The 25,085-nt window shown below is 46.9% G+C and carries 29 protein-coding genes; 16 read left to right on the forward strand and 13 right to left on the reverse strand.

Annotated features, from left to right (window positions below):
• Nucleotides 1–78 precede the first annotated feature (78 nt).
• Both MY7_RS03945 and MY7_RS03950 read left to right on the forward strand, forming a co-directional pair.
• Nucleotides 79–1,581 (forward strand): coproporphyrinogen III oxidase, encoded by a 1,503-nt coding sequence (locus MY7_RS03945; RefSeq protein WP_029325972.1) that lies wholly within the window; start codon nt 79–81, stop codon nt 1,579–1,581.
• A 98-nt stretch (nt 1,582–1,679) separates the two neighbouring features.
• On the forward strand, nt 1,680–2,969 hold the full coding sequence (locus MY7_RS03950) for a lysine N(6)-hydroxylase/L-ornithine N(5)-oxygenase family protein (protein ID WP_029325971.1): 1,290 nt from the start codon (nt 1,680–1,682) through the stop codon (nt 2,967–2,969).
• A gap of 26 nt (nt 2,970–2,995) precedes the next feature.
• On the opposite strand, the gene MY7_RS03955 is transcribed toward MY7_RS03950, so the two are convergent.
• From MY7_RS03955 to MY7_RS03965, 3 genes are read right to left on the reverse strand one after another with little or no spacing between them, the layout of a single operon-like run.
• Nucleotides 2,996–4,210, reverse strand: coding sequence for a cation:proton antiporter (locus MY7_RS03955; RefSeq protein ID WP_003155266.1), 1,215 nt, complete (start codon nt 4,208–4,210; stop codon nt 2,996–2,998).
• 7 nt (nt 4,211–4,217) lie between these two features.
• Nucleotides 4,218–4,715, reverse strand: a complete 498-nt coding sequence (locus tag MY7_RS03960; protein ID WP_003155265.1) for a cation:proton antiporter regulatory subunit — start codon at nt 4,713–4,715, stop codon at nt 4,218–4,220.
• A 27-nt stretch (nt 4,716–4,742) separates the two neighbouring features.
• A complete protein-coding gene (locus tag MY7_RS03965; RefSeq protein ID WP_007610381.1) occupies nt 4,743–5,096 on the reverse strand; it encodes a hypothetical protein in 354 nt (117 codons plus the stop codon).
• A gap of 184 nt (nt 5,097–5,280) precedes the next feature.
• Between MY7_RS03965 and MY7_RS03970 the strand changes: the two genes are divergently transcribed.
• Entirely contained in the window at nt 5,281–6,048 is a 768-nt protein-coding gene (locus tag MY7_RS03970) for an enoyl-CoA hydratase (protein ID WP_007610382.1), read from the forward strand.
• Between the two features lie 24 nt (nt 6,049–6,072).
• Here MY7_RS03970 and MY7_RS03975 read toward each other — a convergent pair whose 3' ends face one another.
• A complete protein-coding gene (locus tag MY7_RS03975; RefSeq protein ID WP_015239502.1) occupies nt 6,073–6,258 on the reverse strand; it encodes a YhzD family protein in 186 nt (61 codons plus the stop codon).
• 105 nt (nt 6,259–6,363) lie between these two features.
• Here MY7_RS03975 and MY7_RS03980 point away from each other — a divergent pair, with 105 nt between their 5' ends.
• The 6 genes from MY7_RS03980 to MY7_RS04005 all read left to right on the forward strand — a co-directional run bounded on the left by MY7_RS03980 (nt 6,364) and on the right by MY7_RS04005 (nt 14,085).
• A complete protein-coding gene (locus tag MY7_RS03980; protein ID WP_007409231.1) occupies nt 6,364–7,260 on the forward strand; it encodes an ABC transporter ATP-binding protein in 897 nt (298 codons plus the stop codon).
• Nucleotides 7,253–8,512 carry an ABC transporter permease gene (locus MY7_RS03985; protein WP_007610385.1) on the forward strand — a complete coding sequence of 420 codons (1,260 nt, stop codon included), beginning with the start codon at nt 7,253–7,255 and terminating at the stop codon, nt 8,510–8,512. The genes MY7_RS03980 and MY7_RS03985 overlap by 8 nt, the downstream gene beginning before the upstream one ends.
• Before the next feature lie 110 nt (nt 8,513–8,622).
• Nucleotides 8,623–9,846: a metallophosphoesterase family protein gene (locus MY7_RS03990; protein ID WP_029325970.1), complete on the forward strand. Its 1,224-nt coding sequence runs from the start codon at nt 8,623–8,625 to the stop codon at nt 9,844–9,846.
• Complete coding sequence (locus tag MY7_RS03995) at nt 9,843–12,725, forward strand: ATP-binding protein (RefSeq protein WP_007610387.1); 2,883 nt, start codon at nt 9,843–9,845, stop codon at nt 12,723–12,725. Before MY7_RS03990 ends, MY7_RS03995 begins: the two co-directional genes overlap by 4 nt.
• A gap of 73 nt (nt 12,726–12,798) precedes the next feature.
• Nucleotides 12,799–13,743 carry a 3'-5' exoribonuclease YhaM gene (gene yhaM / locus MY7_RS04000; RefSeq protein ID WP_003155251.1) on the forward strand — a complete coding sequence of 315 codons (945 nt, stop codon included), beginning with the start codon at nt 12,799–12,801 and terminating at the stop codon, nt 13,741–13,743.
• 114 nt (nt 13,744–13,857) lie between these two features.
• Nucleotides 13,858–14,085 (forward strand): sporulation YhaL family protein, encoded by a 228-nt coding sequence (locus MY7_RS04005; RefSeq protein ID WP_007610389.1) that lies wholly within the window; start codon nt 13,858–13,860, stop codon nt 14,083–14,085.
• 38 nt (nt 14,086–14,123) lie between these two features.
• On the opposite strand, the gene MY7_RS04010 is transcribed toward MY7_RS04005, so the two are convergent.
• Nucleotides 14,124–14,981: a peptidylprolyl isomerase gene (locus MY7_RS04010; protein ID WP_007610390.1), complete on the reverse strand. Its 858-nt coding sequence runs from the start codon at nt 14,979–14,981 to the stop codon at nt 14,124–14,126.
• Nucleotides 14,982–15,139: 158 nt separating this feature from the next.
• Here MY7_RS04010 and yhzE1 point away from each other — a divergent pair, with 158 nt between their 5' ends.
• Together yhzE1 and yhzE2 are read left to right on the forward strand one after the other, a co-directional pair.
• Complete coding sequence (yhzE1, locus tag MY7_RS19030; RefSeq protein ID WP_017417375.1) at nt 15,140–15,226, forward strand: sporulation protein YhzE1; 87 nt, start codon at nt 15,140–15,142, stop codon at nt 15,224–15,226.
• Nucleotides 15,227–15,350: 124 nt separating this feature from the next.
• A complete protein-coding gene (gene yhzE2, locus MY7_RS04020; protein WP_003155248.1) occupies nt 15,351–15,437 on the forward strand; it encodes a sporulation protein YhzE2 in 87 nt (28 codons plus the stop codon).
• A gap of 56 nt (nt 15,438–15,493) precedes the next feature.
• Here the strand turns inward: yhzE2 and MY7_RS04025 are convergent, their stop codons facing one another.
• Both MY7_RS04025 and MY7_RS04030 read right to left on the reverse strand, forming a co-directional pair.
• The gene (locus tag MY7_RS04025) at nt 15,494–15,712 is read right to left on the reverse strand and encodes a hypothetical protein (protein WP_003155245.1); all 219 of its coding nucleotides are present in this window, start codon (nt 15,710–15,712) and stop codon (nt 15,494–15,496) included.
• 60 nt (nt 15,713–15,772) lie between these two features.
• Nucleotides 15,773–16,303: a DUF3267 domain-containing protein gene (locus tag MY7_RS04030; RefSeq protein WP_007409225.1), complete on the reverse strand. Its 531-nt coding sequence runs from the start codon at nt 16,301–16,303 to the stop codon at nt 15,773–15,775.
• 210 nt (nt 16,304–16,513) lie between these two features.
• Here MY7_RS04030 and MY7_RS04035 point away from each other — a divergent pair, with 210 nt between their 5' ends.
• Entirely contained in the window at nt 16,514–16,855 is a 342-nt protein-coding gene (locus MY7_RS04035) for a YhaI family protein (protein WP_003155243.1), read from the forward strand.
• Here MY7_RS04035 and MY7_RS04040 read toward each other — a convergent pair.
• Both MY7_RS04040 and MY7_RS04045 read right to left on the reverse strand, forming a co-directional pair.
• Nucleotides 16,852–17,463, reverse strand: a complete 612-nt coding sequence (locus tag MY7_RS04040; RefSeq protein WP_007610395.1) for an HTH-type transcriptional regulator Hpr — start codon at nt 17,461–17,463, stop codon at nt 16,852–16,854. The two genes, MY7_RS04035 and MY7_RS04040, sit on opposite strands and share 4 nt — an antisense overlap.
• Before the next feature lie 179 nt (nt 17,464–17,642).
• The gene (locus tag MY7_RS04045; RefSeq protein ID WP_007409224.1) at nt 17,643–17,999 is read right to left on the reverse strand and encodes a YtxH domain-containing protein; all 357 of its coding nucleotides are present in this window, start codon (nt 17,997–17,999) and stop codon (nt 17,643–17,645) included.
• Between the two features lie 117 nt (nt 18,000–18,116).
• Between MY7_RS04045 and MY7_RS04050 the strand changes: the two genes are divergently transcribed.
• Nucleotides 18,117–18,308 carry a hypothetical protein gene (locus MY7_RS04050; RefSeq protein WP_007409223.1) on the forward strand — a complete coding sequence of 64 codons (192 nt, stop codon included), beginning with the start codon at nt 18,117–18,119 and terminating at the stop codon, nt 18,306–18,308.
• Between the two features lie 60 nt (nt 18,309–18,368).
• Here MY7_RS04050 and MY7_RS04055 read toward each other — a convergent pair whose 3' ends face one another.
• The 3 genes from MY7_RS04055 to MY7_RS04065 all read right to left on the reverse strand — a co-directional run bounded on the left by MY7_RS04055 (nt 18,369) and on the right by MY7_RS04065 (nt 20,657).
• Nucleotides 18,369–18,884 (reverse strand): tryptophan transporter, encoded by a 516-nt coding sequence (locus tag MY7_RS04055; protein ID WP_029325969.1) that lies wholly within the window; start codon nt 18,882–18,884, stop codon nt 18,369–18,371.
• Nucleotides 18,885–19,004: 120 nt separating this feature from the next.
• On the reverse strand, nt 19,005–20,084 hold the full coding sequence (serC, locus tag MY7_RS04060) for a 3-phosphoserine/phosphohydroxythreonine transaminase (RefSeq protein ID WP_007610399.1): 1,080 nt from the start codon (nt 20,082–20,084) through the stop codon (nt 19,005–19,007).
• A gap of 135 nt (nt 20,085–20,219) precedes the next feature.
• A complete protein-coding gene (locus tag MY7_RS04065; protein WP_007610400.1) occupies nt 20,220–20,657 on the reverse strand; it encodes an HIT family protein in 438 nt (145 codons plus the stop codon).
• 490 nt (nt 20,658–21,147) lie between these two features.
• Between MY7_RS04065 and ecsA the strand changes: the two genes are divergently transcribed.
• The 3 genes from ecsA to MY7_RS04080 are packed head-to-tail and all read left to right on the forward strand — an operon-like array spanning nt 21,148 to nt 23,857.
• The gene (gene ecsA / locus MY7_RS04070; RefSeq protein ID WP_003155231.1) at nt 21,148–21,891 is read left to right on the forward strand and encodes an ABC transporter ATP-binding protein EcsA; all 744 of its coding nucleotides are present in this window, start codon (nt 21,148–21,150) and stop codon (nt 21,889–21,891) included.
• Complete coding sequence (locus tag MY7_RS04075; RefSeq protein WP_007610403.1) at nt 21,884–23,110, forward strand: ABC transporter permease; 1,227 nt, start codon at nt 21,884–21,886, stop codon at nt 23,108–23,110. Before ecsA ends, MY7_RS04075 begins: the two co-directional genes overlap by 8 nt.
• A gap of 42 nt (nt 23,111–23,152) precedes the next feature.
• On the forward strand, nt 23,153–23,857 hold the full coding sequence (locus MY7_RS04080) for an EcsC family protein (RefSeq protein ID WP_007610404.1): 705 nt from the start codon (nt 23,153–23,155) through the stop codon (nt 23,855–23,857).
• A gap of 22 nt (nt 23,858–23,879) precedes the next feature.
• On the opposite strand, the gene MY7_RS04085 is transcribed toward MY7_RS04080, so the two are convergent.
• Complete coding sequence (locus tag MY7_RS04085; RefSeq protein ID WP_029325968.1) at nt 23,880–25,067, reverse strand: M20 family metallopeptidase; 1,188 nt, start codon at nt 25,065–25,067, stop codon at nt 23,880–23,882.
• Between the last annotated feature and the right edge of the window lie 18 nt (nt 25,068–25,085).

Raw genomic sequence — 25,085 nt, forward strand, 5'->3', positions numbered from 1 at the left:
CTTTTTCGCGGATTGATTTTAGCCTGTTCTTTCTGTACACTAAAGAAAGTTTTGAATCTGAAAAATAAGGTGATCACATTGCAAATAAAAATAGACGGCATCACGGATGACAGGCTGCATCGTCCGCTGCAAAACATCGCGAATTTATTTTTTGAAGAGTGTGTTCTTGCATACGGCGAAACGGAGGAGCCCTCTGATCTCGTCATCTCACTTGCCATTTCTCAAGATGCAGACAGCGTGTCGGTATCCGGAGAAATCAAAGGAACCGGCGAAAAGGAACATCATACGAAACCGCTTCTTGCCGGATGGAGCGAAAAAGAAGTATTTAAACAGGTGAAAAACACGCTGTCGTACGTCTACTTAAATCTTCTTCAATCGCATACGGGCATGACACAAAAATGGGGAATCTTAACCGGCATCAGGCCTACTAAACTTCTTCATAAAAAGCTGCAGAGCGGCCTGACAAAAGAAGAGGCGCATGCCGATCTGAAAAAAGATTATCTGATCCATGATGAAAAAATCAATCTGATGCAGGATATCGTCGACCGCCAGCTCGCTGCGGTTCCCGATCTGTACAGGGTCAAAGATGAAGTCAGCATATATATCGGCATCCCGTTCTGCCCGACGAAATGCGCCTACTGCACGTTTCCGGCTTATGCCATTCAAGGACAGGCGGGAAGAGTCGGCTCCTTTTTATGGGGGCTTCACTATGAAATGCAGAAAATCGGAGAATGGCTGAAGCGGCATGATATCAAAGTGACGACCATTTATTTCGGCGGCGGCACGCCGACAAGCATTACCGCTGAAGAAATGGATCTTTTATATGAAGAAATGGTCCGCTCTTTCCCGGATGTCGCGAATATTAGGGAGATTACCGTTGAAGCGGGCCGTCCCGATACGATTACGGAGGAAAAGCTGGCCGTTTTAAATAAGTATAAGATTGACAGAATCAGCATTAACCCGCAATCTTATGAAAACGAAACGCTTAAGGCCATCGGCAGACACCATACAGTTGAAGAAACCATCGAAAAATATCATCTTTCCCGCAAACACGGCATGAATAACATCAACATGGACCTGATCATCGGCCTGCCGGGAGAAGGGACGGCTGAGTTCAGGCACAGTCTTGAGGAAACGGAAAAGCTGATGCCTGAATCTTTGACCGTTCATACGCTTTCTTTTAAACGGGCGTCAGAAATGACGAGAAACAAGCATAAGTATAAAGTTGCCGACAGACAGGAAGTGTCCCGCATGATGGATGACGCCGTCCGCTGGACAAAAGAGCACGGCTATACGCCGTACTACTTGTACCGGCAGAAAAACATTCTCGGAAACCTTGAAAATGTCGGCTACTCCTTCCCTGGTCAGGAAAGCATCTACAACATTATGATTATGGAAGAAGTGCAGACGATTATCGGTATCGGCTGCGGCGCGGCAAGCAAATTCATTCATCCGGAAACCGGAAAAATCACGCACTTCGCCAATCCGAAAGACCCGAAATCATATAATGACCGATTCGAGCATTATACAGAAGAGAAAATCAAATACTTAGATGAGATGTTCGTCAAATCTGCATTATAATATCAAAACGGCACGGAATCAGCGTGCCGTTTTTTATGTTTAACCGTCTGCAAAAACGGGAAAAGACCATCAGACTGTTATTCGTAAGAGGTGTAATTATGTATGATGTCATAGGAGCGGGAATCGGGCCGTTTAATTTAGGGCTTGCCGCATTGTTAGAGGATATACCCGGAACAGACGCTCTTTTTTTCGATAAAAAGAAAGAATTTGCGTGGCATCCCGGTCTATTAATTAAAGGGACGGATTTACAGGTGGCGTTTCTGGCGGACCTGGTCACGCTCGCCGATCCGAAAAGCCGCTACACGTTTTTAAACTTTCTCCATGAACATGACCGGCTGTACCGGTTTTATACGTTTAATGAATTTGATATTCCGAGACGAGAATTTAACGACTATTTGAGCTGGGCGGCTTCAGAAATCAAATCATGCCGTTTCGGCTCAGAGGTAATCGGCGTGAAAAATGCCGGCGACCATTATGACGTCAGCGTCAAGAACATTGAGGACGGAAGCATCAGTGTCTATCAAACGAAGCATTTCGTCATGGGGACGGGGTCTGAACCGCTTATTCCCGCAGAGATTGCTGACGAAGCGCGTCAGTACACGATGGTCAGCACGGAATATTTGTTTCGGAAAGACGAGCTCGCCGGCGCCGAATCAATTACAGTGGTCGGTTCCGGACAGAGCGCCGCGGAGATCTTTTCTGACTTATTGCACGATGAACAATACCGCCGCAGCCGGCTGCAATGGGTGACACGCTCCGCCGGATTTCGAGAATTGGAAACCGCCAAGCTCGGGCAGGAAATGTTTACACCTGATTATGTGGAATATTTTAACCGCCTGCCTTTTAAAGAACGGCTGAACACACTCCCTGAGCTGGACGGACTGCGCCACGGCATTGATTCTGACACACTTGCCGCCATTTACGATGCCCTGTATCACAGATCGATCAGCGGAGGTTCGCCTGACGTGTATATTCAGCCGATGGCGGAGCTTGAAAAAATTGAAAAGCAAAACGGGCGCTGCGTACTGAGCTTTCATCAATGGCAGATGGATGAAACCTTTACGGCCGATTCAGAAAAAGTGATATTGGCGACCGGTTTTAAACCTCATATTCCGGAATGGTTTACGGCAATTGCCCCCGATATCGAATGGGAGGATGAGAAACGATTTAAAGTGACGGCAGATTCCCGTCTTGTCTTTAAGGACGACAGGCGGCATCATTTTTTCACATTAACGAATCTTGATCATGCTCACGGAACGGGCGCTACGAATTTGAAGCTGTCTGTTTACAGAAATCAAAAAATCATCAATACCATTCTGGGAAAAGAGCATTTCTCCATTAATAAAAAAACGGCTTTTCAGCAATTTCTTCCCGCTCAAAAAAACTGACCTCTTATGAAGAGGTCAGCTTTTTTTTATGATTTCTGCGGCTTCTTTTCAGGCGTCTTCCATTTGAACACGCTGTTCAACAGGAGATATATCCGCTTCGATTCTTTCGTGAGTAAAGGGCCGAAGATGGCCAGTATCAGAACATATAAGGCGGCGAAAGGTTTAAGTGAAGCGGACAGGCCGCCGGCGATGCCGAGATTTGCGACGATAATGGAGAATTCGCCGCGGGACACAATGGTCAGCCCGATATTGGACGATGCTTTATGAGAAAGCCCCGCCCGGCGCCCGGCGATCATGCCGGCGATAAAGTTTCCGGCAATCGTCAGCAGAACGGCGCCGAGGGCGAGCCATACCGCATCTCCGAGTGAAAACGGATCAATGCTGAGACCGAAGCTGAAGAAAAACATGGCCCCGAAAAAGTCACGGAACGGCACGACAAGATGCTCAATCCTGTCAGAATGGGCCGTCTCCGAAAACACGAGTCCGAGCAAGAGCGCGCCGATCGCTTCAGCGACATGAATCGTTTCGGAAAAGCCGGCAATGAAAAAGAGCGCGGCGAAAATGACGATGACAAATACCTCGTTTGAACGGATATCAAGCAGCTTGTTCAGCAGAGGCGGCAATTTTCGGGCGGCAATGAAAAACAGCAGCATATATCCGAAAGCGATCACGATTGACATCAGCGCGCCTCCGACAGACGTCGCGTCTCCCAGAACAAGCCCGGAAACGACGGATAAGTAAACCGCCAGAAAGATATCCTCAAACATAATGATGCCGAGAATCAGCTCCGTTTCCGGATTGGCCGTGCGCTTTAAGTCGACAAGCACCTTTGCGACAATGGCGCTTGATGATATCGTGATGACGCCCGCCAATACAAGCACTTCCAAAAAGGAAAAGCCCGTGATAAAGCCGTAGATCAGCCCTAAACTGAAATTAATCAGAATATAAATCGTTCCGCCGGCGGCGATTGAACGTCCGGATTTGACTAATTTTCCGACCGAGAATTCAAGCCCGAGGTAAAAGAGGAGGAACAGGACGCCCATCCGCCCGAAAAATTCAATCACTTCCCGGCTTTCGATAAACGTCAGGTCAATGATGCCCGCTTGGGGCGCGTGCGGCCCGACGAGCATTCCTAAAATGATCAGGAAGGGGATGATCGAGAATTTAATTTTATTGGCGATGACACTCGCAATGGCCACAAGAACTAACGCCGTACCGACTTCAAATACGAGATGGTCCATAAACAGATCACACTCCGTCTCTGGAGAGGAAGTCTTGGATCAGCTTTTTCAGATGCTTTCTTTCACCTGAGAGGACGAGTGTATCGTTTGCTTCAAGGAGCGAATCAGCGCCCGGGTTTAAAAACTTTTTCTGGTCATGCTTAATGATGGCGATGACCGTCACGTCATAGTTTTGGCGCACATCCAGTTCGCCGAGCGTCCGCCCTGCCGCTTTTGCCCCTTTTTCAACTTTAAACCATTCGATAATCAGATCGCTGAATGCCATTTCAATCGATTCAAGCGCCTGCGGTTTATACACCATCCCGCCGATAATCGCGGCAATCTGTCTTGCTTCCGCATCATCAAGTGAAATGCTTGCCAGAAGCTCATCAGGGTCGCGGTCATCAAATCTGTAAATTTCCCGCCTGCCGTCATCATGAATGATGATCGTCATTTTTTCATGATTTCTCGTTTCGATTTCGAATTTTTTCCCGATGCCGGGCAGATCGTTTTCTTTAATATTCATAAAAAATCCCTCCGGAATATACTGTTTTTACACCGTAAATACAGATTGGCAATGAGAAATGGTCTGATGCCGGAGGTAATTTGACTGGTATTGTATCGGAATGGCGCATGTCCTTTCCATTGTGGAATCAATGAATTGATCAAGAGGTTTGACAGATAACAGGGAGATCATCCGGGATAACGCACCGTATCCTTTTGACAGGCCTTGCGGAGCGGTTTTGGTTTGAACCGGCGTCTTTGCCGATTCCGTTTCCTGCGGATAAACCGAAATTTGTACATGGCTGTCTGTTTCTGTCACCAATTGGGAAGGAAGAGCGACATCCGAAGGGGGGAACAGCACCATAAAAAAGCTCAGTAACAAGCTGAGTATCACATATTTCATTATCGGTGTTTTTCCCCCCTTTTGTTTTGTATATCAATTTCACTATATAAAAATGTATGTTCAGTTTCAAATGATATGCATTTTTCGGTATCTGTTGACCTTGAAAAATAAAGGAGTTTCGCTTCGGGGAAAGGAATATATCATTTGAACAAAATATGTAAGCGGATTCAAGGGGGATGTAAACATGCAGTATATTCGTTATGAAGAAAAGGGAAAGATCGCAGAGATTGTGCTGAACCGGCCTGACAGTTACAACGCGCTGAATGAACAAATGCTCCGGGAATTGGAAAATGCATGCGTTATGGCAGCCGACAGCGAAGCGCTTATCGTGCTTTTACGGGGGGAAGGCCGGGGATTTTCCGCGGGCGGTGATATTCAGATGATGACGTCGGATCATGATTCAGGAGAATATGAACGGCTCATGAAAATGATCGAATCCATTACGCTGACCCTCTATGATATGAAAAAAATTGTGATTGCCGCCATCCACGGAGCCGCGGCGGGGCTCGGGCTGAGTTTCGCGCTGTGCGCCGATGTGGTGCTCGCCGAAGAAAACGCCCGCCTCGCGATGAATTTCATTGGCATCGGATTGGTTCCCGACGGAGGAGGCCATTATTTATTAATGAGACGCGTCGGTGAGATCGAAGCGAAAAAACTGATTTGGAGCGGTGAAAAATTGCCGGCTGAAAAAGCGGTGCGGCTCAAGCTGGCCGACGGGCTGTTCAGCGGCGGTCCTGCGGAGGGGGCACAACCGTATATCGACCGATTGCTGCATGCGCCGCTGTCAGCAATGATTGAAACGAAAGCTATTTATCAGAGCCTCCATATCAGCCGGTTAAAAGACGTTTTGTCTCTTGAACGAAAGGCCCAGGAAAATATGAGAAAAACGGATGATCATAAAGAGGGCATCCACGCCTTTTTAGAAAAACGGACGCCGCAATTTAACCGGTAAAATACAGAAGCCGGAAAGCTTCTGTTATCTGTGGAATAAAATCAGCTTTCCGGCTTCATTTACCAAGCGATGAGTACTGTTCTCAAGCTTTTTTTCCTTTAATAAAGCCTCTCCGGCGGCCTTCGCCTCCGCCTCATTATCCGCTTCGATCCGTTCATTCAGCAGCGTTTCTCCCGACGCATGGAATGCGGTCAATACATATTGTCCCATCATGTCACCCCCTTTATAGAATGATATTCTGATAAAGAATTTAAAATCCTCCATTAATTTTTACCCATTAATAGTATATAATGGGTCAAGGAAGGAGTTGGATTCGTGCTTACAATTGAAAACGTAACGAAAACATTCGGCAGCTTTACCGCTGTTGACAATTTGAACCTGCAAATACCTGAAAGGGAAATGTTCGGGCTGCTCGGCGCAAACGGCGCGGGAAAAACGACGACCTTTCGGATGATTTTAGGTCTTTTAAGCCTGACTGACGGGCATATCACCTGGAAAGGGCAGCCGGTCAATTATTCCATCAGTGAAAAAATCGGCTATCTCCCGGAAGAGCGGGGGCTGTATCCGAAAGTGAAGGTGAGTGACCAGCTTGTCTATCTGGCGAGATTAAAAGGAATGGGCAAAAAAGAGGCGGAAAAAGAGCTCATGACATGGCTCGAGCGGTTCGGCATTACAGATTACAAGAATAAGAAAGTCGAAGAGCTGTCGAAAGGAAACCAGCAGAAAATCCAGTTCATTTCGGCCGTCCTGCATAAGCCTGAACTGCTGATTCTCGATGAACCTTTCAGCGGTCTTGATCCGGTGAATGTCGAGCTGCTGAAAGAAGCGGTCATTTCTTTGAAAAACAGCGGCGTTTCCATCGTTTTTTCAAGCCACCGAATGGAGCATGTGGAAGAGCTTTGCGAGAATTTATGCATTCTCCAGAAGGGAAAACCCGTCGTTCAAGGCAATCTGAAAGACATTAAGCGGTCTTTCGGCAAAAAAAATGTCACCGTTCATTCAGATGATGACCTCAGCTTTTTAAAAACGCATGAAGGCGTCGTGAAATGGAAGGAAACAAATGACGGGATCAGACTGCAGGTCGCGAATGAACCGGTTTCTCAGGATATTTTCCGGGCGCTTCAAGGGAAAGGTTTTATACGGAAGTTCGAATTGGAAGAGCCGTCACTGCATGATATTTTTATAGAAAAGGTGGGGGCCGTTTATGAGTAAATTTTGGATTATGCTGTTCCATACATATAAAAACAAAATCACGACAAAGTCATTCATTATTTCGACCGCCATTACCGTTTTATTAGTATTAGCGGTGACCAACCTGCAATCGATTATATCCGTGTTTCAATCGGATGACGGCAAGCAGCAAATCGCAGTGATTGATGAAACGGGCGGGCTGTACCCGGCGTTTGCAAAACAGCTTAAAGCGGCGGATACAGACAATGATCTGCAGGCAATGGAGACGAAGGAGTCCGAAAAAGATGCCGTAAAGCGTGTCAAAGACGGTGAATGGGACGGACTGTTTATCATCAGACAAGATCAAAAAGGAACGATAACAGGAGCATACAAGGCGCTGACCATTTCCGATGAATCAGCGTATAAACTGCTCAAGCAGGCTTTAACCCAGACAAAAACCGCTGTCGAAACCGCCAAGCTCGGCATTTCGGCAGAAAAAGTCAGCAGCCTCTACACTCCGCCGGAAGTCAGCAAAGACGCGCTGGAAAAAGGGGCGAAATCCGAGGAAGAGCTCGGTCAGGTAATGGGGCTTGTATACATCATGCTGTTTGTTATCTACTTCTCAGTTATCATGTACGCAAGCATGATTGCGATGGAAGTGGCGACGGAAAAATCGTCCCGCGTCATGGAAATTTTAATTTCAAGCATGCCGCCGATTCAGCAGATGTTTGCCAAACTGTTCGGTATCGCGCTCGTGGGGATCACACAGTTTGCGGTGCTGATTGCAGCGGGTTATCTCTCACTGAAGCTGAACCCTCAAAATGATGCGTCGTCGCCGATCAGTGCATTTCTCAATTTTACGGATGTTCCCGTCTCGACGATAGTCTATGCCGTCATTTTCTATTTGCTCGGCTATTTTCTTTACGCGACGCTTGCCGCGTTTCTAGGCAGTGTTGTCAGCCGGATAGAGGACGTACAGCAGACGATTCAGCCGATGGTTTTTTTAGTCGTGGCAGGTTTTATGATCGCCATGTTCGGCATCGGCAATCCTGACGCCGGTTTTATTACCGTTACATCTTACATTCCGTTTTTTACGCCGATGATTATGTTTTTACGCGTCGGGATGCTTGATATCCCGTTTTGGCAGGCTGCGGCCGGAATCGCCCTGACACTGCTCACTATCGTGATCTTTGCCGCGGTCGGCGCGAAAATTTACAAAGGCGGCGTTTTGATTTACGGAAACGCCAGCGGATTCAAAGCGATCAAACAAGCGCTGCGCATCTCCAAAAAATAAGTGAAACAGCCCGGAACAGCCGGGCTGTTTTTTTATTTTGCAGAACGTGCATTCGTATAAAAACGGTGCTAAAATAAGGGTAATTCAATTTGCAGAAAGGGGAGGGCAAGATGGCTGATCTGACGTTTATTCATGCCGCTGACCTGCATCTGGACAGCCCGTTTTACGGCATTTCGAATCTGCCTGAACCGGTATATGCGCGTATTAAAGAAAGCACATTTCACAGCGTCCGCCGACTGACGGACGGGGCACTCCGGGAGCAGGCAGATTTCGTGCTGCTTTCCGGGGATCTGTTTGACGAAGCCAACAGAAGTTTAAAAGCCCAGCTGTTTTTGAGAAAACAGTTTGCGAGATTACAGGAAGCGGATATCCAAGTGTTCGTCATATTCGGCAACCATGATCATTTGGGCGGTAAGTGGACGCCGATTGAATGGCCGGAAAATGTACATATCTTCACCTCGGATACACCGGAGGAAAAATCTTTCTTTAAAAACGGAGAGCTTGCGGCAAGCATATACGGATGCAGCTATCAGGAAAGAAGCGTAACGGTCAATCAGGCGGCCCGTTACCGGAAAATGACCGGCGCGCCTTATCATATCGGCATGCTCCACGGCATGTTATCAGGAGCGGAAGGGCATGACCCGTACTGCCCGTTTACGAAAGAAGACCTTGAAAAAAGCGGCATGGATTACTGGGCGCTCGGACACATTCATAAACGGCAGGTTCTGTCCGCCCAGCATCCCGCCGCCATTTACCCCGGGAATATTCAAGCCCGGCATTTAAAAGAAACCGGGCCTAAGGGATATTATCTCGTCCGGGCGGCAAACGGTGAGATGTCTTGGGAATTCAAAGAAGCGCATGATGTGTTATGGGAGGAAATTGATCTTGATATCTCCGGAGCTGAACATATGACTTCACTTCTGAAAGCCGCATCGGATACATTCTCCGGCTTGCGCGCGGCGGGCCGCCCGGCATGTGTCAGGCTGGTGCTTCGCGGCGCGGCGCCCCGCTTTTGGACGGAGGCGCCCGCAGGTATCGCGGAGGAGCTACTTTCCGCTTTACAGGAGGAAGAGGCCGAAGAGGAATGTTTCATCTGGCCGCTTGCGCTTGAGGATCGGACGGACGAAACAGACAGCGTGCCGCCCGATCCGTTTTTTAAAGGGCTGCTTCAGGACATAGAACAATGCGCGGACATGAGCGGTGTATTTGAAGCCCTTGAGCGTCATCCCGTATACCGGCGTCAGATGGCTTCATTTACAGATGAAGAGATACTGGATATTAAGCGGCAGGCTCAAGCCGTTTTAAGACGCCAAATGAAGGAGCTTCAGCGATGAAAATAACGGCGATGCATATTTACCAATATGGAAAATTTTCTGACCGAAGTTTTCAGCTGTCAGATTCTCCCGTGCAAGTGATCTACGGATTAAATGAAGCGGGGAAAACGACATTGATGTCCTTCATCAAAAGCGTGCTGTTCGGTTTTCCGAAATCAAAAAAATACGAACCGAAAAACGGCGGGGTTTACGGCGGCACTGTGGAATTGAAGCATGGCGATCACGGTGCTGTCAAAATCGAACGGACAAAAGGCGCTGCCGAAAAAGTCAGAGTGTATACGGCTTCAGGCGAAATCAAGGACGGAGAATGGCTCAAACAGCTTCTCTCCGATACAGACCGGGCGCTGTACGAAGCGATCTATTCGTTCGATGTATTCGGACTGCAGGAGATTCAAGCTTTTAACCGGGACAAAATCGGCGAGTTTCTCCTGTATTCGAGCTTATTCGGGTCGGAAGCGGCGGCAAAGCTTGACGGGCGACTGGCAAAAGAACTTGACAGGATGTATAAGCCGAACGGGCGGAACCCCCGCTTAAATCAGGAGTTGGATACATTAAAGCGGCTCAGCGCCCAGCTGAAACAGGCGGAAGCTGCGGAAGCGGGCTATCACAGCCTTCTGGAAGAGAAAAAAAGCGCCGGCGGCCGTTTGCAGGATGCCGAAGCACGATTGAAAGATATAACTGAAGAAATCAAAACAGTAAAATCGGCGATAGAAGCAAAGCCGCTCGCAGACAAAAAAACAGCCTTGGAAAGCGAACTTTCTTCTTATCCGGAAGCATTGAAGCAATTCCCGAAGGACGGAATGCATCAGCTTGAAAAATACGAATCGCATCTCCATCCGAAAGCGGCCCGTCTTGAGGGGCTTCGGGCAAAAGCGGCTGAACTCAGACGGCAGGCTGAGCTGCTCGCTCCAAATGAAGACTTGCTGCAAAAAGAGCGGCAGCTGCAGGAGCTTTCCGGCGAGCAGCATATGTATGAATCGCGCGGCGAACAGCTTGCCGCCATCCAATCACAGATCCGGCAGACATCTGCCCGCGTTTCGTCAGGATTGCAGCAGCTCGGAAGACATGAGGAAGACGGCATTCTTTCACTGAACACCGATTATGAATATGAATGGCGGCTGCAGGAAGCCGTGCAGAGCGCCGGACAGGCTAGAGAAAGAAAGACACAGCTTGATGCGATTTTCGAACAAGCGCGGCTGGAGCTGGAAGAAGCCGAACGAAAACATGCCGTGACGGCGGAAAACATTTTGGACCCCGCTGTCAGGAAAGAAAAAGAAGCCGCTTTACAATCATATAAGCAAACGGCTGATACAGAAGGAAACGAATGGCAGGCACATGTTCAGCATCTGGAAAAACAGCGCGCCAAGCAAAAAAAGCTCTTTCTCGGTGCGGGCATTCTGTTCATTGCGATTTTCGCTATGTTAAAGGAATGGCTGCCCGCCGCCCTTTTTACCGGTGCTCTGCTGCTGTATATGCTGTCCGGCATGCAAAAACCGCTGCCGTCAGAAAGAGGAGGGCCCGGACACAAGAAAAAGAAGCCGGCGATCTCCAAAGAAGCGGCTGATCTTCTGCAGGAAGAGCTTTGGCGTGACGGCCGGCACCGGCAGCAGCTGATTGCGGATCAAGCCGTGCTTGAACAGAAAGAATCGGCATATGAAAGGGTCATCCGCCAATATGAAGAATGGGAGGCCGAAATGGCGCCGTCTGCAAAACAGGCGGAACTTTTTATGAATGAACTGGGGTTTTTAGGAAGTCCTTCCCATCTTCTTGACGCATATCATGTGATGAAAGATGTCAAAAAAGAAATCCTTAACAAGCATGAGCTGACCATTGAAGCGGGCAGGCTGCAAAAGCTGCAAAGAGCATTTGAGGACCGGGTCAAAAAGCTGAGTCCTTCAGACGGAAGGGAGCTGTCCGTAAAAGAAAGACTGCACGTTTTGCTGGCTCAGGCGGAACGGGCCCGTGAGGAAGCAAAACGAAAACAGGCGCTCGAAACGGATCTGCTGCATGCACAAGAGCAAATGCGTGAATTAAACGAAGAAGTTCATTACTACGAACAGCAGGTCAAACAGCTTTTCATGGCGGCAGGCGCAAAAAACCGCGAGCACTTTTGTGAACTCGCCAGGCTGAATGAAAGCCGCCGGGAAACAGAGCGGCAGCTGCGCGAAATCAAAACGCACTTGTCCGGCATAGGCGGAAAACAGCTGGAGCCGTACATGAGCCGCACAGTGTCCGAACTTGAACATACAGTCGTTCAGAAGGAAACAGAGAAAAGAACGCTTGAGGAAAAAAGCGCCCAGCTCCGTGAGCAAACCGCTTTATTAACGGTGAAGCAAGAGCAGCTGGAGTCCTCGGGGCTTGTATCCGATTTAAAACAGCAGACAGAAATGCAGAAGGAGCGCGTGAAAAAAACCGCAAAAGAGTGGGCTGCATTACAGACGGTCAGACACATTATAAGGGAAAAAATGGAGCGGCATAAAAAAGTGACGCTTCCCCGTCTGTTAGAAACCGCCGGTGCATTATACGGACCGCTTACGGACGGACGCTATCACAAATTGTATTTCTCCGAGGCTGATGATTCCATTATGGTCATGCGGAAAGACGGAACGGTGTTTTCTGCAGGCGAACTGTCACAGGCGGCATGCGAGCAGCTTTATGCGGCGATTCGTTTTGCCCTTGCGTCAGAGAGGGAATCTGCGGTATCACTGCCGTTTTTACTTGATGACAGTTTTGTCCATTTTGACAGGCAGAGGCTGCAGCGGCTGTTTGATGTGCTGAATCAGCTTTCAGAAGGCGGGCGGCAGATACTTTATTTCACCTGCCATGAGCATGTCAGCCGGTCTTTTCAAAGCGGACAAGTCATGCGGCTCCTGTCATAAAAGAGTTTATTTTCAAAAAAGAGGTATGTGCTATACTGGTATTATGTAAGATATGGAGGGAGCTTTTAATAGAATGGCAAAAGGTATTATGCTGCACGAGGTCGGCGAGCAGGTCGATCAATACTTTCTGATTAAATCTTCGACTAAGGGAATCGCAAGCAACGGAAAACCATTCCTGACGTTAATGCTGCAGGACCAATCGGGAGATATCGAAGCGAAGCTGTGGGATGCCAAGCCGACTGATGAAGTAACATACGCGGCGCAGACGATCGTGAAGGTGATCGGAGATGTCCATCACTATCGCGGACGAAACCAGCTTAAGCTGAGAAACATCCGGCCGGCCGGCGAGAACGAAAATGTCAGCATTGATGATTTTCTGGAAACGGCGCCGATTCCGAAAAATGAAATGATGGAAACCGTCACTCAATACATTTTTGAAATGAAAAACCCAAACATCCAGCGGATCACGAGACATCTGGTCAAAAAATATGCGGCTGAGTTTATGGATTACCCGGCTGCGGCTAAAAACCACCATGAGTTCGTCTCCGGGCTCGCGTATCATGTAGTGTCCATGCTGAACCTGGCAAAAGCGATTGCCGATCTGTATCCGTCTCTTGACCGGGATTTACTGTATGCCGGAGTCATTCTGCATGATCTAGGCAAAGTAAAAGAGCTTTCAGGCCCCGTCTCCACAACGTACACCGTGGAAGGGAATCTGCTCGGACACATTTCGATCATGGTGACAGAGCTTTCAAAAGCAGCCGAAGAGCTTCAGATTGACGCTGAAGAAGTGCTGATTCTGAAGCATTTGATTTTAAGCCATCACGGAAAAGCGGAATGGGGAAGCCCGAAACCGCCGATGGTGAAAGAAGCGGAAATTCTGCACTACATTGACAATCTGGATGCAAAAATGATTATGATGGACAGAGCGCTGGAACGGGTGAAGCCGGGCGAATACACAGAGCGTGTATTTGCGCTTGAAAACCGTTCTTTCTACAAACCGACTTTCCATCAATAAGATAAAAAGGCCGATTCTCTATGATCGGTCTTTTTTACGTTCAGCTCTCATAACTTGTCTTTATCAAGCATAGCTTAGAATAAAGACTCTGGGTGAAAAAGGGAGGAAACCGACGTGTTATTTTTTCCTTGGTGGGTATACCTTTGCATTATCGGAATTATTTTCAGCGCTTATAAGCTTTTCACAACAGCTAAAGAAGAGGAAAAGCTTGACCAGTCGTTTATTGAAAAAGAAGGAAGGGTGTATATTGAACGGATGGAACAGGAACGCGAGCGCCGTATGGCGGCGCCCGCAAGTGAAAACGAGGATGCGGAAGAAAACTCCAATCATTCCATCGCATAAAAAAACTGTGCGGCTCGCCGAGAGCCCGCACAGTTTTTTTATTTAGATTGAGAAGATGATGATGTTGAAGTGTTAAACGTGTCTTTTAAGTCTTTGTCTTCAACTTTTACGTCAGCTTTTTTCATGACTTTTTGAATTGCCGCCTGTACAGCTGAGTTGTCGTTTAATTTCTGCTTAAGAACTTCTTCTTTCAGTTCTTTTTTCATGTCATCATATTTGCCGCGTTCTTCTGTCTTTTTGATGATATGATAACCGAACTTTGTTTTGACCGGATCGCTGACTTGTCCGACTTTCAGACCGAATGCAGCTTTGCTGAATGTTTCATCCATTGACTTTTTATCGAACCAGCCAAGGTCGCCGCCGTTGTCTTTTGAGCTGTCAGTTGAATATTCTTTCGCAAGCGTTTCAAACTTCTCGCCTTTTTTCAGCTTTTTCTCCACTTCGTCAGCTGTCTTTTTGTCAGCGACAAGGATGTGGCTCGCGCGGATTTTACCTTTTAAGCCGTCGTAATATTCTTTCGTATCGGAGTCAGTCACTTTGATGTTGTCTTTCGCCGCTTTTTGTGCAAGCAGTTCGTACTTCACCTGATCTTTCAGGTAATCTTCGCCGTACTGCTGTTTAAGGGCGCTGTACTGATCGCCGAGCTGCGTTTTGTACTCTTTCAGCTTGGTATCGATTTCTTTATCCGATACTTTGTATTTTTTTGCTAATACTTTTTCTTGTACGAGCTGTGTCAGCACACTTGCGCCCGCGGTTTTTTTCATGTTCGTGTAGAGCTCGCCTTTTGTTACATTTCCGGCATCCGTCTTGGCAATCACGTCGTTGTCGCCGCTGCTGCAAGCGCTGAGAGCCAGGACGCTCGTTGCCGTAATAGCTGCTATCGCGATTTTCTTCATTCCATTAAACACTCCTAATCATCCAAATTAAATTGCATATGCGTATCATAACATATTGTGGCTTTCTGTAAAAAGATTTTAAATAAAGGGCATTCGTCTAGTCAAACTTTTTCCTTATACATACAAATATATTGATCATGAAAAGGAGGTAATGAACCATGGGCGGAGGATATTCAAACGGTTTCGCACTGCTCGTAGTACTGTTCATATTGCTTATCATCGTAGGTGCAGCTTACATTTGTTAAGCGAAACGGATCGCTTTTTCTAAAAGCGGTCCGTTTTCTTACCCGGGCGCCTAATCGTTTCAGAAGTAAATTGCATATGATGTAATTGGAAAAATAAAACGTTTTGTAGGAGGTGCTTTTGGAGATGGGTGAAGTATTTGCAGGCGGTTTTGCATTATTGGTTGTTCTGTTCATCTTATTGATCATCATCGGCGCTTCTTGGCTTTATTAAGAAAAAAATATGGCTGTCGGGGGTCAGACCTCCGTCAGCCATATTTTTTTGCCTGTTTACACAGTAAAGGAGATCTCGACGAATGAAGAGATCAGTAAAATTAAAATAGATACATTAATAAAACGGAATACCTTATCCTGCCGGTCTTCAGGAATCTCTCTGACAAGGCATAATGTATTTGTGAGCCTGTTTATGAAATAAAGAATAAACAGGGCAGCCACGATAAAATAGAATAAAATGATGGGAGATTCCCCCTCTCTCTGAACTGCTCCCATATTACATTACCAAATATTTATTAAAAAAGATAGAATGTAACCTGAAAAATCAGCGGGACATCAAGACTCCGGCACTTTTTTTACTAAAATATCAAAACCGTCGGATTCCTGGTCAATCAGACATGATTTGGGCGCTTTGACCAGATGGAGCGCAAACAGAAGATCAGGCAGGCAATACCCCGCATGAATGCTCGAAATCATATAAAAGTAATGAGCGTGTCTCGGAAATGCCAGTCCGGCATAAAACAATAACGGCGTAATGAATAAAAACGGGCTGATCGTTGAAATCAGCATCGTCGTTTTCGGTATGCCTTTCCATGTCGGCATCCGCAAGAAGTACATTTTCATTTCCTTTTTTCTTTTTTTACAGATCATCGGCAGGACATGTATGACTTTATGTACAAATAAAGTAACAACGAGCAGAACACAAAAAGCAAACACGTGCCCGTCACTTAAACTGATATTCGGACGCAGCAGCCCGAATGCCAAGAAGTTGCATATAAAAAACAGGATCATAAAACCTACAGCAGTCAATAATAAACGAACCGCACCATAATCTTTGATCAGATTAATGGTTTTCCAGCAATTCATCAGAGTCATCCTTCCGTACAAAGATGGAATACAATCTCAAAATAATTTACTCTCTTCAGGAGAAAAAATCAATCCTTTTTTAAAGAAAAAAATAAACCTGGAAAGAGAAGAACAGAAGAGCTCGATGAAACATGGAAATGTACGGTTTAACCTTTCTTCTCCATTCATTATCAGCTAAAATAAGATTAAAGATAGAAAGAAGTGAAACGGATGGATTCAATGGATCAGCGTATCGGGCGTTTAGAATATTACATACAATTGCTGGTGAAAACGGTGGATATGGATAAGTACCCTTTTTATGCGATGATGATTGAAAAAGGGCTGACCGAAGAAGAAGGAGAAGAGGTCGGGCGGATCTGCCGCGAATTGGAGGACGAGCTGGAGTCGCAAAAAGCGCAAGGCTTTGTGACGTTTGACAAGCTCCTTGCGCTTTTTGCGGGACAGCTGAACGAAAAATTAGATGTTCATGAAACGATTTTTGCTCTGTATGAGCAGGGGCTTTATACAGCGCTGATGGAAGAATTTATTGAGATTATGAAGCACTTTGATTAACTGTTGATCGGTTCCAGCTCTTCAGCCGTTTCATGGGCAGCCGATTCGTCTGTTTTTTTCTTCAGCCTTCCGTCTTCACTATCAAAATCATTGTTTATGTTTGTCAATGATTTCTCGAATATCTCCATAAAATCTTCGCCGTAAATGTGGCGGATGACACAGGTTAATTCTTCAACCTCAGGAAACTTCCCGAATAAGTGGTAGATCGGCTGTGAGCCTTTAAACACAGCGTTTCTCGACGGATCAAACTCCTCAAGCAGGCTTTCGAATACATTTTCCCCTTCTTCTGTTAACTGAATGTACGTGTTCCGTTTATCATTCAGCCGCTTGGAAAATTTCAGATATCCCCGTTCTTCAAGCTTTTTTGAAAAGTTAAATGCAGTTGATACGTGCATAACGCCGAATTTGGCGATTTCTGAAATAGAAGCTCCTTTAAGCTGATAGGCAATCCATAATATATGATGCTCATTAATATTAAGGTCGTACGGCTTCAGCCAATTCTGCCAGTCTTTCTCGATAGATTTCCAGAGCGCTTTGGACAGCTGCGCCATTTTTTGGGTATAGATTAAAGCTTCTTTTAGATCGTAAGGCGGTTCAACACGATTCAATACAGATCACCTGCTTCACATTTTCTTTTCCTCTATTATGCCAATAAAATAAAGATTAATAAAGATGAAAATTTAAGAATTTTATAATAAATTCTTGATCCGTTGCTGGGAAAGGCTTTAAACCGCAAAAAAAAGTGCGGAACGCAATATGTCCGCACTTTTTTTGGTTGTATAGGATATTAGTTTTGTAAGGTTTTCTCCAGCTGTCTGATTTTCTCTTCGATATCAGCGATTTCCTTTTGGAGATCCTGCTGGTGCGGCTTGATTTCCTCCTGCCACCTTTTAATGCTGGTCTGAAGCTCTCCGCCTACGTCTTTAATGACTTCTGCGCTTTCTTTCGCCGTTTGGACAAGCTGGTCCTTAAGCGCCATTCCGTCTTTTTTTAACCGTTTGATTGTGTCCTCAATTGAATTGCAATTCGCTTTGATTTTGCCCCGCAGCTCTTTTCCGGATGAAGGAGCCGAGAGTAACACCGCTGCGCCTCCGATCAATCCGCCTACGAAAAGGCCTGTTAAAAGGGAACGTCCGTCAGCCATTTGAAATCACCCCGTTTTTTTTCTCATAACTTTTATCATTTTTGTTCAGAAGAATAAACTTCTATACATAGCTTGCTTTATTTTAGCATATTTTTTAAGGGAAAAGGAGGGAGAAGGTTGTCTGTCTTTATGATTGTTTTATCTTGTATGGCTCTTGTCTTTGCGGCGGGCGCCGTTTATTACCTGAAACTGCTCGGCCAGGCCGCTTCTTATCCGCCGAAGCGGGTCGTCCGCCAGAAGGCCATTGTCTGCTCAGCAGGAACCGCCCTCGCATTGTTCCTTATCTTTTTCACAAAACTTCTCGTATAAAACATGCTGAAACACATTAAAAAACCTCTTCCGGCCGGAAGAGGTTTCGGTATGCGGTTATTACACCGTTTCAATCATATTGGACCGTTTTAAGATCGTCTGCACAATCGGATGCATAATGATAATGGCGATCGTATTCAGCGCAGCCGCCGGAAGGACGACCGCGAGCACCAATGCGGTGAATCCGCCCGGCAGGCCGACAATCAGAAGGGCCAGCGCCAAAAAGAGCAAACCGGAGATGAAGGTGCCGGCTATCGTAATGACGGCGGCGGCCGCTGTTTTCACGCTCTTCTTCACCAAAAGCGCCAGCGCGAGAAACAGAAACGCCGTTACCGGTTTTTCAATGATATTCGGAAGCTGTCCGCCCGGAAAAGATGTCGTGAGTGCGGAAATGATTCCCGTTACAATCCCGATCATCAGCACGTTCTGCACACGGGGGAATAACAGAATACCCATAAACATCATCACAAGCATCATATCGGGTTTCATTCCGAATAATACCGGCGGCATAATGGAATGAAGCACCGCTCCGATTGCCGCAAACAGGGCCATAATGACTAATTCTTTTGTTTTCATACTAAGCTCTCCTCTGCTAAGCTTTTTCGCCATCCAATAATATGCTCGTCATTTATTGCGATGGCCGGAAAAATTGATATGCAAACAGTATATCAAAGGAACCGTTATGTTAGAAGAAATTTATTCGTTTTCCTGCTGGAACTTTCTCATAAACTGAGCCAGTTTTTCACAATCAGCCAGGCTGACGGCATTGTAGATAGACGCCCTGCAGCCTCCGACTGAGCGGTGGCCGCCGAGTCCGGTCATTTTAGCCGCTTTCGCTTCATCAACGAATTTTTTCGTGAGACTGCTGTCGCGGAGGGTGAACGTGACGTTCATGTGAGAACGGCTGTCTTTTGCGGCATGCCCAGCGTAAAACCCGCCGCTTGCGTCGATTGTGCCGTACAGGACGTCGGCCTTTTCCTGATTGCGCCGTTCAGCCGCTTCGACACCGCCGTTTTCAGCCAGCCATTCAAGGACGAGGCTCAGCATATAAATCGCAAACGTAGGCGGCGTATTATACAGTGAATCGGCTTTTGTGTGAGTGGAGTATTTCAAAATTTTAGGGACGTTGGCGTTTTCGTTTTCAAGCCATGATTTTTTCATGATGACGACCGTGACGCCGGACGGCCCGAGGTTTTTCTGGGCTCCGCCATAGATGACATCAAACGTTTTGACATCAATTTTTCTGCTCAGGATGTCGCTTGACATGTCGGCTACGAGCGGGATCGGTGAATTCGGGAACTCTTTCCACTGCGTTCCGAAAATCGTGTTGTTGGACGTAATATGCAGGTAGGCGCCGTCTTTGATTCCTGAGAGGTCCGCTTCCGGTATGTGGTTGTGGTTTGAATCTGCGCTTGTTGCCGTGACGGATGTGTTTCCGAACAGTTTCGCCTCGGCGAGTGCTTTTTCAGACCATGCGCCTGTTACGATGAAGTGCGCCGTTTTTTCCGGCGTTAAAAAGTTCATCGGCAGCATGGAGAATTGAAGGCTTGCGCCGCCTTGAAGAAATAAAATATCATAATCGTCGGGAATATCCATCAGTTCTTTCAGAAGGCTTTTGGCTTTTTGGTGCACCGCGTCATATTCTTTGCTCCGGTGGGACAGCTCCATGACGGACATGCCAGTATCATTGAAGTTGACAAATTCTTTTTGCGCTTTTTGCAGCACATCCAGTGGAAGGGCTGCGGGTCCTGCATTGAAATTCGTTGTACGTTCCATGTTTACGATCTCTCCCTGTTTTCCGCTTTAGTGTAAGAAATAATACAATTATCCTATCACAATTTTTTGATTTTTTTGATATAAAAAAATATAATTTATGTTTTTTGTGTTTCCGGACGCAAAAAAACCTCATCTTTAAGATGAGGCAAGCCGTTTTCTGACGGTTGAAGCGATCTCCTGAAGATCGTCAGGCGTATAGTCTTCGGCGTGGGTCTTCCAGACAGCCCCGAAACCGTCGCCTTTTCCGTAACGCGGAATGATATGCATGTGAAAATGGAACACCGATTGGCCCGCTTTTTCACCGTTGTTATTGAGAATATTCAGCCCGATCGGCTCGAATTCATCGCGGATGGAGCGTGCGATTTTCGGCACCGCTTCAAAATATTCTTTAGAAAGCTCAGGCGTAAACTCGTACACGTTTTCGATATGTGTTTTCGGAATCACGAGCGTATGGCCTTTTGTGACCTGGCTGATATCAAGAAACGCCGCGACGTGTTCATTTTCGTATACTTTTGAAGACGGAATGTCACCGGCAATGATTTTGCAGAAAATACAATCGTCCGCTTTGTGCATAGATGGGTTTCCTCCCTGAAAAGAAATATATGTATATTCTCATCGTACCACAAAAACGGCCAAAACAAAAAACAGGATGAACGGCTGCGCGTTCACCCTGATGCAGAAGTACGAGCTTTATCACAGAAAATTGAATATGCCTTTTGTAAGCACCTCATTTGTTTTTAAAATGAAGACTTATGGGTCTGCTTAATCATTCCTGGGACAAACACCTCATTTGATTATTTCATCATGAATGAAGAACATCATCAAAGCAGTGTGTGAAGAAATTGTAAGCACAGGACATGTTGATTTTCATCCAACTGTTCTAAGACGTCTTTTATAAACACCTCATTTTCAGTTGATTAAAGCTGTTTCCTTCTACATAGATTATGATGTCCGCCAAAACGATAACTATGCACACTTTTCACGTGAGAAAAAAAGGGAATCGTTTCAAATCAGACTTTATTTTTGGTACTATGAAGAAAAACGAATCAGAAGGGGAGAAATTATGTCTCTGCTATCGGTAAAAGACTTAACCGGCGGTTATACGAGAAACCCGGTCTTAAAAAATGTTTCATTCACCCTTGAGCCGAACCAGATTGTCGGACTCATCGGATTAAACGGCGCGGGCAAAAGCACGACGATCCGGCATATTATCGGATTAATGGACCCGCATAAAGGCTCGATTGAGCTGAACGGCAAGACGTTTTCGGAGGATAAGGAAAGCTACCGCTCGCAATTTACGTACATCCCAGAAACGCCGGTGCTGTATGAAGAACTGACGCTCAAGGAGCATCTGGAGCTGACGGCCATGGCGTACGGCCTTTCCAAAGAAACGCTTGAAAAAAGGCTTCCTCCGCTTCTGAAAGAATTCAGAATGGAAAAAAGGCTGAAATGGTTTCCCGCTCACTTTTCCAAAGGGATGAAGCAGAAAGTCATGATCATGTGCGCGTTTCTCGCGGAGCCTTCGCTTTATATCATTGACGAGCCGTTTCTCGGCCTTGACCCGCTTGCGATCAATGCATTGCTGGAGCGGATGGACGCCGCGAAAAAAGCCGGATCAAGCGTGCTGATGTCAACGCATATCCTGGCTACGGCAGAGCGCTACTGTGACGCTTTCATTATTTTACATAACGGCGAAGTGCGGGCAAGCGGCACACTGGAAGAACTGAGAGAGCAGTTCGGCATGAAAGACGCAGCTCTTGATGACTTGTATATTGAACTGACGAAGGAAGACGCCGGCCATGAATAATATGTCTACTATTTGGCAGTCCCGGCTTGAAGAGCATATAAAGGAAACCAGAATGTATATGAAATATATGCTCAATGATCATCTCGTCATTGTGCTGATCTTTTTTATTGCCGGCGCGGCGAGCTGGTACAGCAAGTGGGTCAAAGACATTCCCGTTCATTTTCCGTCATTTTGGGTGATGGCAGTGCTCTTTTCATTTGTGCTGACCGGTTCATACGTCCGGACGCTGCTAAAGGAAGCGGACCTCGTGTTTCTGCTGCCGCTTGAACCGAAAATGGGGACATACTTTAAGCATTCATTTAAGTACAGCTATCTGTCACAGCTGTTTCCGCTTATTGCCCTGTCGGTTGTATGCATGCCCCTGTTTTTTGCTGTAAGTCCGGGGGCGTCGCTCGCGTCGTATGCCGCCGTATTTATTCAGATGCTGGCGGTAAAAGCGTGGAATCAGGCCATGGAGTGGCGGATGACGTTTATGAATGACAGAAGCATGAAAATGATGGATGCGGTCATACGCTTTATCTGCAATATGCTGCTTTTATACTTCGTCTTACAGTCGTTTTATGTGTACGCTGCCGCCGTCTACATTGTGATGGCCGGCCTTTATGTGTATTTCACATCGGCCGCAAAACATAAATCATTAAAATGGGAAGCTCATATTGAATATGAATTAAGAAGGAAGCAGCGGTTTTACAGAATCGCCAATCTGTTTACCGATGTGCCTCACCTGAAAAAACAGGCAAAACGCCGGGCGTATCTCGACTTTTTGCTCAGAATGATTCCGTTTGAACAGCGGAAAACGTTCTCCTATATGTATGCGCGGGCCTTTCTGCGTTCAAATGATTATCTCGGCATTCAGGTCAGGCTCACGATTATTTTTATCCTGATTATTATGCTCGTTTCCGCCAATCCGTGGATCACGGCGGCGTTAACCGTATTTACCGTCTTTATTACGGGAATACAGCTTCTGCCGCTGTTCGGGCATTTTCATCATCTTTCTCTGCAGGAGCTTTACCCGGTCAATCAGAAAGCGAAGCTGCAAAGTTTCTTTTCGCTGATGAAATCGGCATTAACCGTGCAGGCGCTGCTGTTCTGTGCAGCGTCAGCCTATGCCGCGGGAGTCAGCGGGGCACTGTATGCGGCTGTTGCTTCAGCCGTTCTGATTTTTGTGATCATGCCTTCGTATATGGGCGGAAGATTGAAAAAGTACGGCAAGCTGTAATCAATCGGGTTTTTGAAACCTCAATGAAAGAAGGAGACACAGATGACCGACGATCAGCAGCTGATACAGGAAGCACTGCAATGGAAAGCGCGTTTTTTGCGCAAAGATTCTATGCTTGAACGTTTTTCTAAAGGAATGCAGGCGAAAATAAATGAGCGGATTCCCGACAAAATTCATGCCGTCATCACAGAAAGCATAAAAAAAATGACCGAAGCAACAATGGCGGGTTCAAATCTGGTGAAAAGCAAGCGGGATACACACGGTATGACGCTTGCTGAAAAAGATGCCCTCGCCAGACAAACCATCGCATCGTACCAAAAGGTCGCGGCAGCCGAAGGTATCGGTACGGGGGCCGGCGGAATTTTTTTAGGGATGGCTGATTTTCCTTTGCTGCTATCCATTAAAATGAAATGTCTGTTCGATCTTGCCTCCATTTACGGCTATGATGTGAAAGACAGGGATGAGCGATTGTTTTTGCTGTTTATTTTTCAGCTGGCTTTCTCAAGCGGTGAACAGCGGAAACGCATATACTCAATGATTGAACAATGGGATTCGAAAAAGCATGATGTCGATTGGAGAGTTTTTCAGCAGGAATACCGCGATTATCTGGACGTGGTGAAGTTGTTTCAGCTTTTGCCGGTCGTCGGAGCCGCCGTGGGCGGAGCGGCCAATTATAAACTGCTGTCACAGCTCGGTGAGACGGCAAGACACGTTTTTCATTTAAGAATCACAGCAGCCGGTACGTAATGTACCGGCTGTTTTTTTTATGTCAGCGGGGGTAGCTCACCGCGGCACCGATAAGCACCTTGGCGGCCGTCAGCATCGCTTTTTCATTAAAATCAAATTTCGGATGATGATGAGGGTAAATGGTTTCCGCGTTTTCTAAAGCGGCGCCCGTAAAGAAAAATGCGCCTTTTGTATGCTGCAGATAATAGGAAAAATCTTCTCCGGCCATCTGCGGCTCTCCTTCAATGACCTTCGTGACGCCCTCTGTTTCCGCTGCGGCTGCCGCCGCGTGCGCTGCTTCCTCAGGATGATTAACGACGGCGGGATAACCGCGCTTGAAACGATATTCATAGGAAGCGGAGTGCATGGAACAGATTCCTTTTACGACGGCTTCTATTTCTGCTTCGAGCAGGCTGCGCACACTTTCGTCAAACGAGCGGACGGTGCCTGATATGACTGCCTGATCGGCAATCGCATTAAACGGATTTTCAGCGATGAACGAGCCGGCTGAGATGACGGCCGGCTGCACCGGATTTACCCGCCGGCTGACGATATGCTGAAGAGCCGTGACGATTTGTGAGCCGATTAAAACGGCGTCCTTCGTATCGTGAGGAATCGCGCCGTGGCCGCCTTTGCCGATGACTTTAATCGTAAAGCCGTCAGCGGCGGCCATCACTGGGCCCGGGCGGCATAAGACCGTTCCGACGGGTTCAGTCGCCCATAGGTGTGTGCCGAAAATGGCATCGACATGCTCGAGGCAGCCATCCTCAATCATTGCTTTTGCTCCGCCGGGAGATAATTCCTCGGCGTGCTGGTGGATCATCACAAATGACCCTTTCAGTTTTTCCTGGTTGCGGTACAGCACTTTTCCGACCGCAAGCAGAGCCGCCGTATGGCCGTCGTGACCGCAGGCGTGCATGACGCCGGGAATTTGTGAAGCATAGGGCACATCTTTTTCATCCTGTATCGGCAAAGCGTCAAAATCAGCTCTGAGTGCCACGACCGGTCCCGGTTCACTCCCTTCAATATAGGCTGTGACACCGTTGCCCCCGACATTCGTCCGGATGGGAACGCCGAGCTTTTCATAAAATGAGGCGATGAACGCCGGTGTTTTTTTCTCCTTAAAGGATGGCTCGGGATTCATGTGAAGGTGACGCCTGATTTCAACCATTTCCTCATACAGCCCGTCAAGCTGAGCGTTTAAGCTTTTTTGAAGTGTCGTTAACGTCAAAAGCGATGCCCCCTCGTC

This window comes from Bacillus sp. 5B6 (genome assembly GCF_000259405.1).
Taxonomy (GTDB): domain Bacteria; phylum Bacillota; class Bacilli; order Bacillales; family Bacillaceae; genus Bacillus; species Bacillus velezensis.

Excerpts from the sequence above, each read along its gene's own strand:
- serC (WP_007610399.1), bottom strand. The coding sequence starts at position 20,084 with ATGGAACGTACAACGAATTTCAATGCAGGACCCGCAGCCCTTCCACTG.
- MY7_RS04080 (WP_007610404.1), top strand. The coding sequence starts at position 23,153 with ATGACCGACGATCAGCAGCTGATACAGGAAGCACTGCAATGGAAAGCG.
- MY7_RS04030 (WP_007409225.1), bottom strand. The coding sequence starts at position 16,303 with ATGAATTGCTGGAAAACCATTAATCTGATCAAAGATTATGGTGCGGTT.
- MY7_RS03975 (WP_015239502.1), bottom strand. The coding sequence starts at position 6,258 with ATGGGACAATATGTATTGACCGCATTCCATGCGTCGGGAGAAACGCTG.
- MY7_RS03995 (WP_007610387.1), top strand. The coding sequence starts at position 9,843 with ATGAAAATAACGGCGATGCATATTTACCAATATGGAAAATTTTCTGAC.
- yhzE2 (WP_003155248.1), top strand. The coding sequence starts at position 15,351 with ATGGGTGAAGTATTTGCAGGCGGTTTTGCATTATTGGTTGTTCTGTTC.
- yhaM (WP_003155251.1), top strand. The coding sequence starts at position 12,799 with ATGGCAAAAGGTATTATGCTGCACGAGGTCGGCGAGCAGGTCGATCAA.
- MY7_RS04010 (WP_007610390.1), bottom strand. The coding sequence starts at position 14,981 with ATGAAGAAAATCGCGATAGCAGCTATTACGGCAACGAGCGTCCTGGCT.
- MY7_RS03955 (WP_003155266.1), bottom strand. The coding sequence starts at position 4,210 with ATGGACCATCTCGTATTTGAAGTCGGTACGGCGTTAGTTCTTGTGGCC.
- MY7_RS04045 (WP_007409224.1), bottom strand. The coding sequence starts at position 17,999 with ATGGCTGACGGACGTTCCCTTTTAACAGGCCTTTTCGTAGGCGGATTG.
- MY7_RS03985 (WP_007610385.1), top strand. The coding sequence starts at position 7,253 with ATGAGTAAATTTTGGATTATGCTGTTCCATACATATAAAAACAAAATC.
- MY7_RS04025 (WP_003155245.1), bottom strand. The coding sequence starts at position 15,712 with ATGGGAGCAGTTCAGAGAGAGGGGGAATCTCCCATCATTTTATTCTAT.
- MY7_RS03960 (WP_003155265.1), bottom strand. The coding sequence starts at position 4,715 with ATGAATATTAAAGAAAACGATCTGCCCGGCATCGGGAAAAAATTCGAA.
- ecsA (WP_003155231.1), top strand. The coding sequence starts at position 21,148 with ATGTCTCTGCTATCGGTAAAAGACTTAACCGGCGGTTATACGAGAAAC.
- MY7_RS03965 (WP_007610381.1), bottom strand. The coding sequence starts at position 5,096 with ATGAAATATGTGATACTCAGCTTGTTACTGAGCTTTTTTATGGTGCTG.
- MY7_RS03970 (WP_007610382.1), top strand. The coding sequence starts at position 5,281 with ATGCAGTATATTCGTTATGAAGAAAAGGGAAAGATCGCAGAGATTGTG.
- MY7_RS04055 (WP_029325969.1), bottom strand. The coding sequence starts at position 18,884 with ATGAAAACAAAAGAATTAGTCATTATGGCCCTGTTTGCGGCAATCGGA.
- MY7_RS03990 (WP_029325970.1), top strand. The coding sequence starts at position 8,623 with ATGGCTGATCTGACGTTTATTCATGCCGCTGACCTGCATCTGGACAGC.
- MY7_RS03950 (WP_029325971.1), top strand. The coding sequence starts at position 1,680 with ATGTATGATGTCATAGGAGCGGGAATCGGGCCGTTTAATTTAGGGCTT.
- MY7_RS04065 (WP_007610400.1), bottom strand. The coding sequence starts at position 20,657 with ATGCACAAAGCGGACGATTGTATTTTCTGCAAAATCATTGCCGGTGAC.
- MY7_RS04035 (WP_003155243.1), top strand. The coding sequence starts at position 16,514 with ATGGATTCAATGGATCAGCGTATCGGGCGTTTAGAATATTACATACAA.
- MY7_RS04075 (WP_007610403.1), top strand. The coding sequence starts at position 21,884 with ATGAATAATATGTCTACTATTTGGCAGTCCCGGCTTGAAGAGCATATA.
- yhzE1 (WP_017417375.1), top strand. The coding sequence starts at position 15,140 with ATGGGCGGAGGATATTCAAACGGTTTCGCACTGCTCGTAGTACTGTTC.